The following is a 14,921-nucleotide window of genomic DNA, read 5'->3' as shown; positions in this document are numbered from 1 at the left end:
TCAGTCGAGACAGAACTCGTTGCCCTCGACGTCCTCCATCCAGAGGCACGACTCGTTCTCGTCGTCCGCGAGCAGCAGCCGCACCCGTACCGCGCCGAGCGCGACCAGCCGCGCGCTTTCGGCCTCCAGCGCGGCCACACGCTCCTCACCCACGAGTCCGGTGCCGACCCGCACGTCGAGATGGACCCGGTTCTTGACGACCTTGCTCTCGGGAACGCGCTGGAAGTACATCCGCGGGCCCACACCTGAGGGATCACCGCAGACGAACGACGCGCCCCGGCGCTCGGGCGGCAGCGTCCGGTCGTAGTCGTCCCAAGTGGCAAACCCCTCCGGCGGAGGCGGTACGACGTACCCCAGCACCTCGCACCAGAACCGGGCGACGCGCTCGGGTTCCGCGCAGTCGAAGGTGATCTGGACCTGCTTGATCGACGCCATCGCCCCATCGTAGAGGCGGGGTCCGGCGAGGTACGACGGGGTTTTCGCAGCCTCAGCGGAAGGGCCCCCGACCGGTCTCGGTCGGGGGCCCTTTCACCTACTGGTTACCGCTGGTGGGCGCGGACGGTTTCGAACCGCCGACATCTGCTTTGTAAGAGCAGCGCTCTACCCCTGAGCTACGCACCCGTGGATGAGGCAACAGCGTACATGGCACACGGGGCCGGGCCGCAAACCCGGGTCATGACGCCGAGGGGGCGCGGCTCTCGTCCGGGGGTGGGTACGGGGGGTAACCCCACCCCGGGACGGTGGGCGGCCGGATCGGACGGGTGAGGGATCGTTCGTACCGTGGAGGGCACACCACTTCGGGCCGCCGGAGCGGGCCGTGCATCGGGCATCGCGGACCGGGGAGCCGGCCGGCGGCAGGACCTTTGGGGGACGATCATCGTGGCCGTACGCCGTCAGCACACCCGTACGCTCATCGCCGCGGGCGGAGCCGCGCTGCTCGCCCTGACGGTCGGTGGGTGCGGCACGGACGCATCCGGGGCGCCCGTCGAGGAGAAGGCGTTCCCGTTCAGCGGGAAGACGCTGAGGATCGACGCCGGGAACTCCGCCGTCGAGCTGACCACCGGCGAGGTGCGGGATGTCGAGGTGACCCGGCAGGTCGACGGCTGGGCGTTCCTGGGGAGCGGGCCGCGCCCCGTCTGGAAGATGGAGGGCGACACCCTGACCCTCAAGGTGAAGTGCCGGGCGCTCGTGAGCGACTGCGAGTCCCGGCACCGGGTGACGGTGCCGCGCGGCGTCGCCGTCACGCTCGACGGGGACAACGGGAAGGTGACCGCCACCGGGTTCGACACCGCGCTCAAGCTCGCCACCGACAACGGCGCGATCTCCGTACGGGACTCCTCCGGGCCGCTCGACCTGAAGACCGAGAACGGGAAGATCACCTCGGAGAACACCTCCGCCCCGTCCGTGGCCGCGCGGACCAGCAACGGTGCCATCCGGCTCGCGCTCCGCACGGCGCCCGGCACGGTGAAGGCCGTCACCGACAACGGGAAGATCCAGATCGACCTGCCCGCCGCGTCGGCGCCGTACGCGGTGACGGCGAAGAGCGACAACGGAAAGATCGACGTGTCCGTGCCGACCAGCGAGAACAGCGCCCACGTGGTGAAGGCGCGCACCGACAACGGGAAGATCACGGTACGAAGCGCGAACTAACCGGCCCGCGTGTTCGTCATTACCTGGTGGGAGAATGAACCAGGGCAGGGCGAACTCGGCACGGGAGAGTGATGTGACGGCGACACACGCGCGGCCGTACGCAGGAGCCGGCGCACGTGCCGTCGGTGGCGCCCCGGCGGGTGCGGGCCGCGGGCTCGCGGGCCTCCGGGACGTGCTGGCGCTGGTCCTGCTGCCGGTGCCGCTGCTGGTGGCCGCCGTGCCCGGCGCCTTCGCGGGCGGGGGGACGCGGCGCTGGTTCGGCGGTCGCGGCGAGAGCCTGCGGGCGGACGCGCAGGCCGCCAAGGACGCCGCCGCGGCCTCCTTCTACGAGCTGGACACGGCCCAGCGCGACCTGCGGATCTCCATAGAGACGATCACGGCGGTGGACAGCTCGCCGGGCGCCCGCAAAGCAGTCGCCGACTTCGCCGCGCTGGGGCAGCGGATCGACGAGGTGAGCCACGGCTACATCAGCGCCGTGGACGCCCACGACCTGGACAAGGACGATCTGGAGCCGTCGGCCGCCTCGAAGGCGCGCGCCGACCTCACCAAGGCCAAGCAGGAGCTGGACCGGGTCAAGGGCGATCTCGACCGGTTCGAGCAGGGGCTCGGACCGCTGCTCGACAAGGCCGAGACGCAGCTCGCACGGCTGGCGCCCGCCGTGGAGCGGGCCCGGCAGGCGCTGCTGGCCGCGAGCGACGCGCTCGACGCGGTACGCGCCGCCGGGCTGCGCGCCGACGACCTGGCGGCCCGCCTCGCCGCGCTCGCCCCCGAGCTCACCAAGCTCAACCAGGGCGCGGGCCGGCACGGCGTCGCGGAGACCCTCCAGCGCGCGGACCGCGTCAAGCGGGACGCCGAGTCCGTACGGGCGGAGGCCGAGCGGCTGCCCGAGCGGGCCCGGGAGATCGACCGGCGGCTGGTCTCGCTGCGTACCCGCGCGCAGGCCCTCACCACCCGCGCCGGGACGGTCGAGCCCGTGCTCAGCGAGTTGCGCAGACGCTTCACCGCGGCGTGCTGGCAGGACCTCCAGCAGGTCCCCGACCATGCGGCGGGCAGCGTACGGCAGGCGGAGGAGAAGCTCGCGGAGGCGGCGAAGGCGCGCGAGGAGCAGCGGTGGCCGGACGCGACCTCCCTGCTGAGTACGGCGCGGGCGCTGCTCAACGGCACGGACGAGGCGGTGTCCGCCGCCGGTGACCGCCTCCAGCGGCTCAACGCGGTGGCGAAGGACCCGCAGCAGGAGATCGACCGCACGCGGTTCGCGATACGGGACGCGCAGCGCCTGGCCATGTCCGGCCGGACCACCCCCGAGCCCCGGCACGCCCGCCCGCTGGACGACTCGGTGGGACGGCTGGACCGGGCGGTGTCCTCGCTGGAGGGCCGCCACCCCGACTACTGGCACTTCCTGACCGAGACCGAGGCGGTACGGCGGCGGGTGGCCCAGGTGGTCGCGGAGATCCGCGAGGAGCGCGGGGCCGGGCAGTAGGGCCCGGTCGCGTGGCCAGCCCCCGGTCGAGTTGTCGGTCCGTCCCGGTGGGCGGATCCTGAGGATGCGTACGGGTACGTACGGGTGCGTGCCCGTACGTAGGTGTACGCACCCGTAGCAGGCCACCGTCCGAAGGAGGCCGCCCATGGCCAGCCCAGCGATCCGCCCCTCCCCCGGCACCGTCCGCGGCCACCGGGGCGCCGGACGGCGAAATGGCCCACGCCGGCACGTCACGCTCGATGAGCACCTTCCGCTGGACCACCGGCTCAACAAGGTCTACCGCGTCGGCGCCGGGCTGATGGGGCTGGCCCTGATCGCCTTCGGGATCCTCGGTCTGATGGACCGGATCGGCTTCTTCGGCACGGGCGGCCAGCAGGTCGCGGGACTCAACGCCAACGGCACACTGAGCGTGCTGTCCATCTGCGTCGGAGTGCTGCTGCTGGCCGGCATGGTGATCGGCGGGAACACCGCGTCGACGATCAACATGGTCCTCGGGGTCCTCTTCATCATCAGCGGGTTCGTCAACCTGGCGCTGCTGGACACGAGTTACAACTTCCTCGCCTTCCACCTCCAGAACGTGCTCTTCAGCTTCGTCGTCGGGGTGCTGCTGATGTTCTTCGGCATGTTCGGCAGGGTCAGCGGCAGCCTGCCGCACGACAATCCGTACTGGCGGGCCCGCCACCCGGAGCAGGCGGAGCGTGAGCTGCGGCAGCGCAGGAAGGCCCTGGGCGGCCCCGCGGGCGAGAGCCACCAGAGGGAGACGGGCGTCGGATAATCTGAGGCGTATGCCTCGCTACGAGTACCGCTGCCGCTCCTGTGGTGACACCTTCGAACTCAGCCGCCCGATGGCGGAGTCCGCCGCCCCGGCGTCCTGCCCCGAGGGGCACGACGACACGGTGAAGCTGCTCTCCACCGTCGCGGTCGGCTCCGGCGCCAAGGGCGGCGCCCGCGGCGCCCCGGCCCCCGCCGCGGGTGGCGGCGGGGGCTGCTGTGGAGGCGGCTGCTGCGGCTAGCGGTTTGCAGCGGCGTCCAGCAGACGGCGCAGGATCTCCTCGCCCGCCGCGACACCCGTGTGCGGGAGTACGTCGACGTGCGGGGCGCGCCACCGCTCGTCGGCCAGTTCGCCGTGGCCGGGCCGGAACGCCCGGTCGGCGGCGAGCAGCAGGTCCGCGTCGAGCAGCGAGTCACCGGCGGCCAGAGTGAGTCCGGCGCCGGTCCTGCGGGCCACCTCCCGCATGGCCGCGCTCTTGGTGAGCGGCCGCGGCACGGCGTAGATCTTGCGGCCCTGGAGCGAGACGGTCCAGCCACGCTCCCCCGCCCAGTCGGCCAGTTCCTTGACCCAGCCGTCGGGCAGCAGCGCGCGGTCGACCACCAGATAGGCGAACAGGTCCTCGGCGACCCGTTCCTTGAGGAGCCACGCCGGATCGGCGGTCGCGCTCAGATGCGCGCGGACCTCGGCGAGCGGCGCGCACTCGGCGGCCAGCCGCGCGGCCACCCGGGCCTGCCAGTCGGGGTCCGACTCGCCGTCGACCAGCAGGTGGCCGCCGTTGGCGCAGATCGCGAACTCCGGTGCGGGGCCCGGCAGACGGATCCGGCCGTACTGCTCGCGGGTGCGGGTCGTCGTCGGCACGAAGACGGTCGTGCGGGCGATCCGGTCGAGGAGCGCCGCGGCCGTCTCCGTCAGATAGGACAGCGGCTTGCTCTCGTACACCTCGACGCAGAGGAGTCGCGGCGCCAGCGCGTCGGGCATGTGCAGGTGCAGGGCGGCGGCGGAGTAGATGAGGGTGCGGTCCAGGTCGCTCGCGACCAGGACCGGGGCCGTACCGGAGTCCGTGCTCACGCCGTGGCCACCGCCTTGCCGTCGGCGCCGGTCGCGCCCCGGGTGTACCGGGGGTGGATCAGCCCGACGCAGGTGTACGGAAGGCCGTCGACCTCCTCCACGGGCACCCCGCGCTGCTCGGCCAGCAGCCGCACATGGTCGAGATCGGCCCCCGCGCCGCGCTGGGCGAGGATCTTCCAGGGGACGCGGCGCAGCAGGACGCGGGTGGTCTCGCCGACGCCCGGCTTGACCAGGTTCACGTCATGGATGCCGTACTCCTCGCTGATCCGCTCGACGGCCGCCCACCCCTCCCAGGTGGGGGCGCGGTCGGCGGCGAGGAGTTCCCCGGCCTCCTTGGACACCGCGTCGGCGACCTCGTCGAAGCGGGCCGCGACGGTGTCGAGGAAGTGCTGCGAGACATCGGCCCCGGCCAGCTCCCGGTAGTGCTTCGCGCCGTGGAAGTCGTCCGGGCCGACCAGGTCGGCGCGGAGGACCGTACGGGAGATCAGTCCGGAGACCGTGGAGTTGAGGCAGGCGGAGGGGATGAGGAAGTCCTCGCGGGTGCCGTACGTCCGGACACAGCCGCCCGGGTCGGCGAGGACCGCGATCTCCGGGTCGAAGCCGTCGAACCCGGCCAGCGCCTCGGCCAGTTCGCGGGTGATGGCGCCCTTGCCGGTCCAGCCGTCGACGAAGACCACGTCGGCCGGGTCGTGGTGGGCGGCGAGCCAGCGCAGGGCGTTGGCGTCGATGCCCCGGCCGCGCACGATGGAGACGGCGTAGTGCGGCAGGTCCAGGCCGTGGCGGTGCTGGGCCCAGCGGCGCATCAGCACACCGACGGGGGTGCCGGCGCGGGCCAGCGAGACCAGCACGGGGCGGGGTGAGCGCTCGGCGAGCACCGTCTCGGTGACCGTGCCGACGGCTCGGGCGACCCGGGCCGCCGAGGTCTCCAGGGCGGCGGCGAACAGCTTCTGGTACCGCTCGCTCGGCTGGTACTCGACGGGCAGGGACTCCGCGTAGTGCGCGCCACCGCTCTGGATGGCCTCCTCGCGCTCCTCCGTCGGGGCCTCCAGCTCGACGTTCGAGAGGTCCTGGAGGAGCCAGCCCACGTCCTGCGGGGCGTAGGAGGAGAAGGCGGGGCCCCGGAGGGGGTCGGGGAGCATGGCGGGTTCCTGCCGTTCTGGGCCGTACGTGGGGGTTGCGGTGGGGGCGGGCGCGGGGGTGTACGAGGGGATCACGGCGAGGAGCACGCGGGGCGTGTGCTCGGCGAGGCGGGCGAGGAGGCCGCCGGGGGCGTGCAGCGCGGGGGTGTCGGCGACGGAGTCGACCACCGCGACGACGGCGTCGAAACCGCCGCCCGCGACGTTGTACGCGTACCGGTCGCCGCCGTCCTCCGCCGTGACGGTGTCGTGGGCGGGGAAGACGAGGCGGCTGCGTATCGCGTATCCGGGGTCGTCCACGGCCAGCACGGGCGAGCGCGTCGTGGTCGAGTAGCGCACCTCCGGGGCCGCGCCACCATGCCCGGCCTCGCTCTCGGCCGCGGTCTCGCTCCCGTACGTACGCTCCAGCTCCCCGGCCAGCCGGAGCGGCGCGTACATCAGCTCCTCGAAGCCGAGGACGAGTACGCGCCGGACGTCGCCCAGTTCGGTGGCGACGGCGCGCGCCAGCGCGGGCAGCGCCGTCTCCAGGCCCGCCCGGTGGGCGGGGGTGAAGCCGTGCCGGCCGCCGTCCGGGACTCCGTCCGGCCACTCCAGGGCGACCCGGGACGTCCGGGAGGCGCTCTCCGGGGCGTCCGACGCCGCGCGCCGCCCCGGGACCGGCACCGGCGCCTCGTGCCGGGCCACCAGCGCCTGGCCCTTCTCCAGCACGCCGTCCGGGAGCCGGACCGTACCGGAGGCCAGGGTCACCAGGTCGACGCGCGCCCCGATCTCACCGGCGAACTCGGCGAGCCGCCCCTGGTCGGCCGCCGACCGCATGTCGACCAGGGCGACGATCACGTACCAACGCCGGGGGTAGCGGTCGTGCAGGGCCCGGATCGTGTTCAGGACGGTGTTGCCGGTGGAGAACTCGTCGTCGACGAGGACCAGCGGCCCTTCCGAGGCCAGCAGCCCGGGGTCCTCCGGCAGCAGCAGGTGGGAGGTGGCGTGCGAGTGCGACTCCTCGAAGCCGCCCGCGGTCGCCACGCCCGCGACCGCCCGGCGCGTGGAGTGCAGATACGTCGCGTCCCGCACCCCGTCGGCGACCGCGTGGCCGAGGCCGGTCGCGGTCTCCGCGTAACCGAGCACCACGGTCCGTCCGGCCTCCGCGCCCAGCAGCTCCCGTACGCGCTCGCCGAGCCGGACGCCCGTGCCGTGGACGACGGCCGGGCTCTGCGGCACGTGCTTGCCGAGCACGTTCGAGACGAGGAGATGGGCGCGCCGGGGGTTGCGGCGCAGGGCGAGGCCGAGCAGTCCGCGCAGCCCGTCGTCGCCGGTCAGCTCGACGCCCAGCCGCTCGGCGACCCATGTGCCGGACCAGACCATGCCGGTGTTCTCCTCCGTGTCGGTGATCGTCGCCGTGTCCGTGACCCTCGCCGTGCCCGTGTCAGCGGTTCCCGTGGCGTTCCGTCCCGGGCCGCTCATTCCGCGAGTCCGGCCGTCAGCAGCTCCACGAAGCCGACGTCCTCGCGGGCGACGCCGAAGACCTCGGCCCGCCGGAGCGTGCGTTCGGCCCAGGCGCGGTGCGGCTTCACCTCGTTCATCTTGTTCGTGTACGCCGACCGCAGCACCCCGCCGCCGCCCCGCTCGGGGCGCAGGATGTCCTGGGCGTCGCTGAACTCCTCATGGCTGACGACCGACAGCGCGTGCACGGGCGGCACATGCGACGGGTGGATGCAGGTCTTGCCCAGGAGCCCGTTGGCGCGGTCGAGTTCGATCTCGCGCAGCAGGCCGTCGAGGTCGTGCTCGATCAGGGCCGTACGCAGCTCCTCGGCGCGCCCTTCGAGGAAGGGGCTGCGGCGGAGCTGCGGCTTGAACATGCGCTCCTGGAGCCGGAAGTACTCCCAGACGGGGCCCGTGATCGTGAAGCCGGTGCCGTCGGCGCGCCCCAGGACGTTGACGACGTCCGCGATGACCCCGGCGACGATCCGTACGTCGTACGCCGTCATGTCGGGTGAGCGGCGCAGCCCGTACGCCGAGCAGAAGTCGGTGACGCCGAGGCGGAGCGCGAGCACCCGCTCGCGGTATTTGTCGACGGCGTTGGCGATGCCGGTGAGCGTCTCGGTCCTGGTCTCCAGGTGGAGGAGTTCGGGCGATTCGAGGACGGGCATCGCGTAGAGCGTGCGTCCGCAGGCGGCCTCCGCCTCGGCGAGGGCCTCCAGGAAGGGGGTGCCGCGTTCCTCGGTGAACTTGGGGAGTACGAATCCGGACAGCAGGCGGACGGAGGTGCCCATGCGCCGGACGAGGTCGGGGATCTGGTCCGGTTCGCGGACGCGGATGAAGAGCAGCGGTGTCTCGGTGCCCCGCTCGGCGAGGTCGGCGAGCTCGGCGAACTGGCGTACCAGGTTGGCCTCGGCGCCCTCGACCTCGGCGTCGTGGATGGAATCCTCCAGGCAGAGCACCATGGAGACGACGCCGCGTCCGGCCTGCTTCACTACGTCGTCGGCGAGCCGGGGCCGGGTCGCGGGGCTGTAGAGGGTGGCCCCGAGGGCGACGGAGAGCAGCCCGGCGGGGGATCCGTCGGTGAACTCGCATGGTTCCCGGTGGAACAGGCCCTGCCGGGCAGCGGGCGGGATATGCCCGAAATGACGCATGTGAATCCCCCGTACTGCCGCTTCGGCCCGTTGGCCTCGTGGCCGGTAATAGTACGTATGGCCGGGTGTCAAGAGTTCCCCGGGCGCATGAAATCCTGGTAACTCGTCTGCTTCTCGGTGGTTCCACCGGCGTACCGGTCGTACGGCCGGCGGCGCGGACCGTGGAGGAGCGGCCTCCACGTTGTCCCGGCGGGCGCTGGGAAGGCAGGATGGCCGGTATGACGCACGCGATGCTCAAGGGCTCGAACGTCCCCCTCGACGCCATGGCCGTACGAGCCGTGCTGCGCTGGTCGCCCGGCGCCGGGGTGCCCGATGTGGACGCCTCGGCGCTGCTGCTGGGCTCCGGCGGCCGGGTCAGGTCCGACGAGGACTTCGTCTTCTACAACCAGCCGAGGCATCCCTCCGGGGTGGTGCGCCGGCTGCCCAAGAAGCAGGTCGGTGAGTGGCTGACCGACTCCGTCGAGGCGGATCTCGCCGCGCTCGACCCTTCGGTCGAGCAGGTCATGCTGGCCGCCTCCTCGGACGGCGCGAGCTTCCAGCACGTGAGCGATCTGCGGATCATGCTGTACGACGCGGGCGCGGCCGACGGGGAGCCGCTGGCCGTCTTCGACGTGCAGCCGGAGACCGGCGAGGAGACCGCGATCATCTGCGGCGAGCTGTACCGGCGCGGGGACGGCTGGAAGTTCCGTGCCGTGGGGCAGGGATATCCGACCGGGCTGATCGGGCTCGCCACCGCGTTCGGCATCTCCGTCGACGACACGGAGGAGGCCGCCGGGGCGGACGGTCCCGAGGAGGGCGCGGCCACCGCGGACGACGACGCCACGGTGTTCCACGGCGGTCCGGACGCCACGTCCCACCCCGGGGGCCGTCCGGTGGGCGGGACCGCGGTCACGCAGCCCGCTGCCCAGCTCCCGCCGCCCCCGGCGGGGCCTCCCGGGTACGGCTACCCGCAGCCCGCCCTGCCCACGACCCAGCCGCCGTACGGCTATCCGCAGCCCGTCGCGGCGCCGGGGCCCCAGCCCGCGTACGGCTATCCGCAGCCGGCCCCCGCCGCGGCGCCCGCCCCGGACCCGCACTTCCGGCTGCCCCCGATGGGCCCGCAGTTCGCCCGCCAGTAGCCCGCGCGCCGGTGGTGCGCCCCGGCGTACGGGGCCGCACCGGCCGTTGCGACCCCTCAAGGCCGGCTCTCAGGTCTTCGCCTTGTAGCCGCGGCCCCACTGGAGGCCCCAGCCGTACAGCCGGTCCAGCTCGGCCTGGAAGCCGTACACGTACTTCACCTCGCGGCGGACGACCAGGTCGCCCTTGACGTTCTGCAGCGAGAACACCGCGCAGGACCTCGCCTGCGGCTCGTCGTCGTCGAGGTCGATCTCGATCCGCGGGCCGTTGCTCGGGTAGAGCGTCACATGCGCGTGCGTTCGGTTGAACGCGGGCGTCTGGTCGTAGATGTACACGAAGAACAGCAGGCGCTTGATCTCGTCGCGGTTGTCGAGGTTGACGTACACGGTCTCCCCCGAGCCCGCGCCGAACCGGTCGTCGCCGCTGAGCTTCACGTACGGCGGGTCGTTCAGGTCCCCGAGGAAGTTGCCGAGGGGCTGTACGACGCCTTTGCTGCCGTCCTTCAGCTCGTACATGCAGCCGAGGTCCAGGTCGACGTTGACCACGCCCTGCGTGTGGGCCTGGACGACCTCGGGCTTGAAGAGCTTGAGCGGGTTGCCCAGGATCTTGCCGCTCTGGCGTGAGCGCCCCCCGATGTCGGAGGTGCGCATCTGCCAGGAGAGGTTGACCCGGAGGTTCCCGGTCGCCGCGCCCTGCTTGGAGAGCGAGATCGTCGGGCGCCGCTTGGTCAGTTCGATGGAGTTGGACGCGCTGCCCGAATCGAATTGCGATGCCCTTTGCCCTTGCCACAGGTTGTCCCAGAAGGCCATGCCCCCCACCCCGCTCCTGTCATCTGCTCGTCGTCTGCTTGCCAACGAATGGTCATATCGGCACGGAACAACGGGGCGGCCGGTAGGCTCCCGCCTTCTGGCCGCCCCGTTCACAGGGTTCCCTGGATCCGCTCCGTGTCACACCCCTGAGCACCGGCTCACGAGAGGGCTCACCGGAGCATGCGCTCAGACCTGGAGCGCCGTCTTGTCCCCGTCGGGGTCCTTGTCGCCGCCTTCCGCTTCGAGCGCCTTGTTACGGCGCACGGAGGACCAGAAGGAGGCGGCGATGAGAATCACGCCGACCAGACCCGTGACGATCTCGTTGATGGAGTGCTGGATGGTGATGAGCAGGATCGCGGCCAGCGCACCGATCGCATAGTGTGCGCCGTGCTCCAGGTAGACATAGTCGTCCAGCGTTCCCTGGCGGACCAGGTACACCGTCAGCGAGCGGACGTACATCGCGCCGATGCCGAGACCCAGCGCCATCCAGAAGATGTGGTTCGTGATGGCGAAGGCACCGATCACGCCGTCGAAGGAGAAGGACGCGTCCAGGACCTCCAGGTAGAGGAAGAGGAAGAACGCCGCCTTGCCGGCCAGGCCGACCGCGGAGACCTGCTTGCCCTCGGCCTTGGCCTTCTCCTCCTCTTCCTGCTCGCGCTCCTCCTCCTCTTCGAGCTTGTCCTCGAAGTAGCCCGAGAGACCGCCCACGACGAGGTACGTGATCAGACCGGCGATCCCCGCCAGCAGCACGGTGGCCGACTTGTCCGCGTACCCGGTGCTGGTGTGCGCGTTGGTCGCGAAGGTCATCGCCGTGACCAGCAGGACGATCAGCGCGACGCAGACCGACAGCATGTCGACCTTGCCGAGCTTGGCCAGCGGGCGCTCCAGCCAGCCGAGCCACTTGATGTCCCGGTCCTCGAAGATGAAGTCCAGGAAGATCATCAGCAGGAACATGCCACCGAAGGCGGCGATCGCCGGGTGGGCGTCGGTGACCAGGTCCTCGTAACGACCGGGGTCGTCCATCGCCAGTTGGACGGCCTCGATCGGCCCGACCTTGGCGCTGATGGCGACGATCACGACGGGGAAGACCAGTCGCATACCGAACACGGCGATGAGGATGCCGATGGTGAGGAAGATCTTCTGCCAGAAGGCATTCATCTTCTTCAGGATCCCGGCGTTGACGACCGCGTTGTCGAAGGAGAGCGAGATCTCAAGGATGGAGAGGATCAGTACGATCCCGAACGCCTCCCACCCCCACTGCCAGGCCGCGAAGGCCAGGCCGATCGCCGTGATGGCGAACGACCAGCCGAAGGTTTTCAGGATCACTGCCTACCCCATCTGGTGATTAACGGGTTTTCCCCCGCGCAGCGTACTGCTTTACGAAACGTTGACCCCAAAGTCTAGAGCGATGCCCCTGAGGCCCGACGCGTACCCCTGACCAACTGCACGGAACTTCCACTCACCGCCATAGCGGTACAGCTCGCCGAAGATCATCGCGGTCTCCGTGGAGGCGTCCTCGCTGAGGTCGTAGCGTGCGAGTTCCTGGCCGTCGGCCTGGTTGACGACCCGGATGAAGGCATTGGCGACCTGGCCGAAGGTCTGGCCCCGGTTGTCGGCGTCATGGATCGAGACCGGAAAAACGATCTTGTCGCAATGGGCCGGGACCTGGGAGAGATCGACGATCAGCGATTCGTCGTCGCCCTCGCCCTCACCCGTCAGATTGTCGCCGGTGTGCTGGACCGAGCCTTCGGGGCTCGTCAGGTTGTTGTAGAAGATGAAGAACTCGTCGCCGAGCACCCGTCCTGACTGGCAGAGCAGTGCGCTGGCGTCGAGGTCGAAATCGGCTCCGGTGGTGGAACGTGCGTCCCAGCCGAGCCCGACCAACACCTGGGTGAGGTTGGGTGCGGCTTTGGAGAGGGAGACATTGCCTCCCTTGGCGAGTGTGACGCCCATGATGGTGAGTCCTCCCCGAGGTGGTGTTCGTGCCGTCTGACAGGCGGGACGCGCCTGACGTCCTGCCCGCTCCGTTCCCGATACATGCGATTCGTACCCGTACCGAGATCATGCCGTTCCCGCCCGTGCTCGCGCACCTACTCCGCGGGACCGGTACGAACCCGGGACGCGTCCGGCGCCGCACAGAAATGTGCGGCGCCGGAGACGGGGCCTGGTGAACGACGAACGGCTCAGACGTTGACGCCGAAGTCCTGGGCGATGCCGCGCAGACCGGAGGCGTACCCCTGGCCGATGGCGCGGAACTTCCACTCCGCGCCGTTGCGGTACAGCTCGCCGAAGACCATCGCGGTCTCCGTCGAGGCGTCCTCGCTCAGGTCGTACCGCGCCAGCTCGTTGTTGTCGGCCTGGTTGACCACGCGGATGAACGCGTTGCGGACCTGGCCGAAGGACTGCTGGCGGCTCTCCGCCTCGTAGATCGAGACAGGGAAGACGATCTTCTCGACGTCGGCGGGGACCGTGGCCAGATTGACCTTGATCGCCTCGTCGTCGCCCTCGCCCTCGCCGGTGAGGTTGTCCCCGGTGTGCTCGACGGAGCCGTCGGGGCTCTTCAGGTTGTTGAAGAAGATGAAGTTGCCGTCGACGGCGACCTTGCCCTCGGCGTTCGTCAGCAGGGCGCTGGCGTCGAGGTCGAAGTCGGCTCCGGTGGTGGAACGTGCGTCCCAGCCCAGACCCACGGTGACCGCGGTCAGGTTGGGCGCGGCCTTGGTCAGCGAGACGTTTCCGCCCTTGCTGAGGCTGACTCCCACGAGTCCTCCCTATGTTTGAAGCGTTGGCATCCGATCAACGACTGGATCCTAGTGACCGGTTCCCGGCCATCGTGCGATTTCGACGGCCGGTATCGGATGTCGCGTCAGAGCGACGCGAGCGCCTTGACGTACTCGCCGAGGTCCCGGGCGTCGGGCAGCGCGTTGACGACGGTCCAGCGCACGATGCCCTCCTTGTCGATGATGAAGGTGCCGCGTACGGCGCACCCCTTCTCCTCGTCGAAGACGCCGTAGGCGCGCGAGACCTCGCCGTGCGGCCAGAAGTCCGACAGCAGCGGGTACTCCAGGCCCTCCTGCTCGGCGAAGACGCGCAGGGTGTGGGCGGAGTCGTTGGAGACGGCGAGCAGCTGGGTGTCGTCGTTGACGAACGTGGGCAGCTCGTCGCGCAGGGCGCAGAGCTCGCCCGTGCACACGCCGGTGAAGGCGAAGGGGTAGAAGAGCAGCACCACGTTCTTGGCGCCGCCGGCCGCGTCGGCCTTGCGGTAGTCGGACAGCCGCACGGTCCGCCCGTGGTTGTCCTTCAGCTCGAAGTCCGGGGCAGGGGTGCCGACCTCGATCGCCATGGATGCACGTCCTTTCGAAGGGCTCGGCGGATCGGTCCTGACGCCAGGGGCGGCGTCAGGACCACGCGCCTGTGTGCCCCCGAGCCTACGCAAGGGCCCCCCGCCGATGAGATCGGCGGGGGGCCTTCCACGCTGCTCCGCCGGGGCGGGCGGCTCCTCCGGGGGCCGCGTGCGCGCCCGGGCGGCGCCAAGGGGTGACGAGCGCCGGCTCGTCAGCGCTTGCTCTTGGCCGCCTTGGGCGTGACAAGCCGGCTGCCGGTCCAGTCCTTGCCCGCGTTGACGCTCCTGGTCTGGGACAGGCCCGCGGTCTGGGCCGCCTCGTTGACGTCGCTCGGTTCGACGTAGCCGTCACGGCCGGTCTTCGGCGTCAGCAGCCAGATCACGCCGCCGTCCTCGATCAGACCGATGGCGTCCACCAGCGCGTCCGTAAGGTCGCCGTCCTCGTCCCGGAACCACAGGACGACGGCGTCGGCCACGTCGTCGTAGTCCTCGTCGACAAGGTCCTGGCCGGTGATGGCCTCGATGGACTCGCGGAGATCCTGGTCGACGTCGTCGTCGTAGCCGATCTCCTGGACCACCTGTCCGGGCTCGAACCCAAGCCGTACGGCAAGGTTGGTCCGCTCCTCCGCGTGGTCCGCGGTCGCGCTCACGGATTGCCTCCTGATCATGTTTCGATTAAACGCTTCGGGCCGCGCGCGTACGCGGGGCATTGGCCGTAGTCCACACGGGCGGGGCGGATCGCGCAAGTACCCGGCCGCCGAGACCGCCGAAACGGTGACGTTCCGGGCGCCTTCGTCGCATCTCCCGTCACTTCGACCCCACCGTGCGTGACCCGGGCCACGCGTTTCCTCCTTCTTTGCCATGGTATGCCGTTTCGGTGCGCCAATCCGGCCCGAACGACCGAACGGAACGCTTGGACG

The 14,921-nt window shown here is 70.9% G+C and carries 15 protein-coding genes and 1 tRNA gene; 5 read left to right on the top strand and 11 right to left on the bottom strand.

The window, feature by feature from the left end:
* Both AB0P17_RS20325 and AB0P17_RS20320 read right to left on the bottom strand, forming a co-directional pair.
* Entirely contained in the window at positions 1-435 is a 435-nt protein-coding gene (locus tag AB0P17_RS20325) for a VOC family protein (protein WP_365812809.1), read from the bottom strand.
* Between the two features lie 111 nt (positions 436-546).
* Positions 547-621, bottom strand: a tRNA-Val gene (locus tag AB0P17_RS20320).
* A 258-nt stretch (positions 622-879) separates the two neighbouring features.
* On the opposite strand from AB0P17_RS20320, the gene AB0P17_RS20315 reads away from it, so the two are divergent.
* From AB0P17_RS20315 to AB0P17_RS20300, 4 genes are all read left to right on the top strand, one after another.
* On the top strand, positions 880-1,650 hold the full coding sequence (locus AB0P17_RS20315; protein ID WP_365812940.1) for a DUF4097 family beta strand repeat-containing protein: 771 nt from the start codon (positions 880-882) through the stop codon (positions 1,648-1,650).
* A 73-nt stretch (positions 1,651-1,723) separates the two neighbouring features.
* On the top strand, positions 1,724-3,130 hold the full coding sequence (locus AB0P17_RS20310; protein WP_365812807.1) for a hypothetical protein: 1,407 nt from the start codon (positions 1,724-1,726) through the stop codon (positions 3,128-3,130).
* Between the two features lie 145 nt (positions 3,131-3,275).
* Positions 3,276-3,905 carry a DUF4383 domain-containing protein gene (locus AB0P17_RS20305; RefSeq protein WP_365812806.1) on the top strand — a complete coding sequence of 210 codons (630 nt, stop codon included), beginning with the start codon at positions 3,276-3,278 and terminating at the stop codon, positions 3,903-3,905.
* A gap of 10 nt (positions 3,906-3,915) precedes the next feature.
* Positions 3,916-4,143: a zinc ribbon domain-containing protein gene (locus AB0P17_RS20300; RefSeq protein WP_365812804.1), complete on the top strand. Its 228-nt coding sequence runs from the start codon at positions 3,916-3,918 to the stop codon at positions 4,141-4,143.
* Here the strand turns inward: AB0P17_RS20300 and AB0P17_RS20295 are convergent.
* From AB0P17_RS20295 to AB0P17_RS20285, 3 genes are all read right to left on the bottom strand, one after another.
* The gene (locus AB0P17_RS20295) at positions 4,140-4,880 is read right to left on the bottom strand and encodes an HAD family hydrolase (protein ID WP_365812938.1); all 741 of its coding nucleotides are present in this window, start codon (positions 4,878-4,880) and stop codon (positions 4,140-4,142) included. The two genes, AB0P17_RS20300 and AB0P17_RS20295, sit on opposite strands and share 4 nt — an antisense overlap.
* Positions 4,881-4,966: 86 nt before the next feature.
* Positions 4,967-7,468 carry a phosphoribosyltransferase gene (locus AB0P17_RS20290; protein ID WP_365812936.1) on the bottom strand — a complete coding sequence of 834 codons (2,502 nt, stop codon included), beginning with the start codon at positions 7,466-7,468 and terminating at the stop codon, positions 4,967-4,969.
* A 95-nt stretch (positions 7,469-7,563) separates the two neighbouring features.
* Positions 7,564-8,736: an HpcH/HpaI aldolase/citrate lyase family protein gene (locus AB0P17_RS20285; RefSeq protein ID WP_365812802.1), complete on the bottom strand. Its 1,173-nt coding sequence runs from the start codon at positions 8,734-8,736 to the stop codon at positions 7,564-7,566.
* A 218-nt stretch (positions 8,737-8,954) separates the two neighbouring features.
* Here AB0P17_RS20285 and AB0P17_RS20280 point away from each other — a divergent pair, with 218 nt between their 5' ends.
* Complete coding sequence (locus AB0P17_RS20280) at positions 8,955-9,854, top strand: TerD family protein (protein WP_365812800.1); 900 nt, start codon at positions 8,955-8,957, stop codon at positions 9,852-9,854.
* A gap of 69 nt (positions 9,855-9,923) precedes the next feature.
* Here AB0P17_RS20280 and AB0P17_RS20275 read toward each other — a convergent pair whose 3' ends face one another.
* The 6 genes from AB0P17_RS20275 to AB0P17_RS20250 form a co-directional block, all read right to left on the bottom strand.
* On the bottom strand, positions 9,924-10,661 hold the full coding sequence (locus AB0P17_RS20275; RefSeq protein ID WP_365812799.1) for a Tellurium resistance: 738 nt from the start codon (positions 10,659-10,661) through the stop codon (positions 9,924-9,926).
* 186 nt (positions 10,662-10,847) lie between these two features.
* Positions 10,848-11,987, bottom strand: a complete 1,140-nt coding sequence (locus AB0P17_RS20270; protein WP_365812797.1) for a DUF475 domain-containing protein — start codon at positions 11,985-11,987, stop codon at positions 10,848-10,850.
* A 51-nt stretch (positions 11,988-12,038) separates the two neighbouring features.
* The gene (locus tag AB0P17_RS20265) at positions 12,039-12,614 is read right to left on the bottom strand and encodes a TerD family protein (RefSeq protein WP_365812795.1); all 576 of its coding nucleotides are present in this window, start codon (positions 12,612-12,614) and stop codon (positions 12,039-12,041) included.
* A gap of 230 nt (positions 12,615-12,844) precedes the next feature.
* Positions 12,845-13,420 (bottom strand): TerD family protein, encoded by a 576-nt coding sequence (locus tag AB0P17_RS20260; protein WP_365812794.1) that lies wholly within the window; start codon positions 13,418-13,420, stop codon positions 12,845-12,847.
* Between the two features lie 104 nt (positions 13,421-13,524).
* On the bottom strand, positions 13,525-14,001 hold the full coding sequence (locus AB0P17_RS20255) for a peroxiredoxin (RefSeq protein ID WP_365812792.1): 477 nt from the start codon (positions 13,999-14,001) through the stop codon (positions 13,525-13,527).
* A gap of 212 nt (positions 14,002-14,213) precedes the next feature.
* Entirely contained in the window at positions 14,214-14,651 is a 438-nt protein-coding gene (locus AB0P17_RS20250) for a DUF3052 domain-containing protein (RefSeq protein WP_365812790.1), read from the bottom strand.
* Between the last annotated feature and the right edge of the window lie 270 nt (positions 14,652-14,921).

Origin of the sequence: Streptomyces sp. NPDC088124 (assembly GCF_040685895.1) — a bacterium.
Taxonomy (GTDB): Bacteria; Actinomycetota; Actinomycetes; order Streptomycetales; family Streptomycetaceae; genus Streptomyces.
The sequence above is the reverse complement of the archived record's forward strand: the minus strand, read 5'-3'. Positions and strand labels throughout refer to the sequence as shown.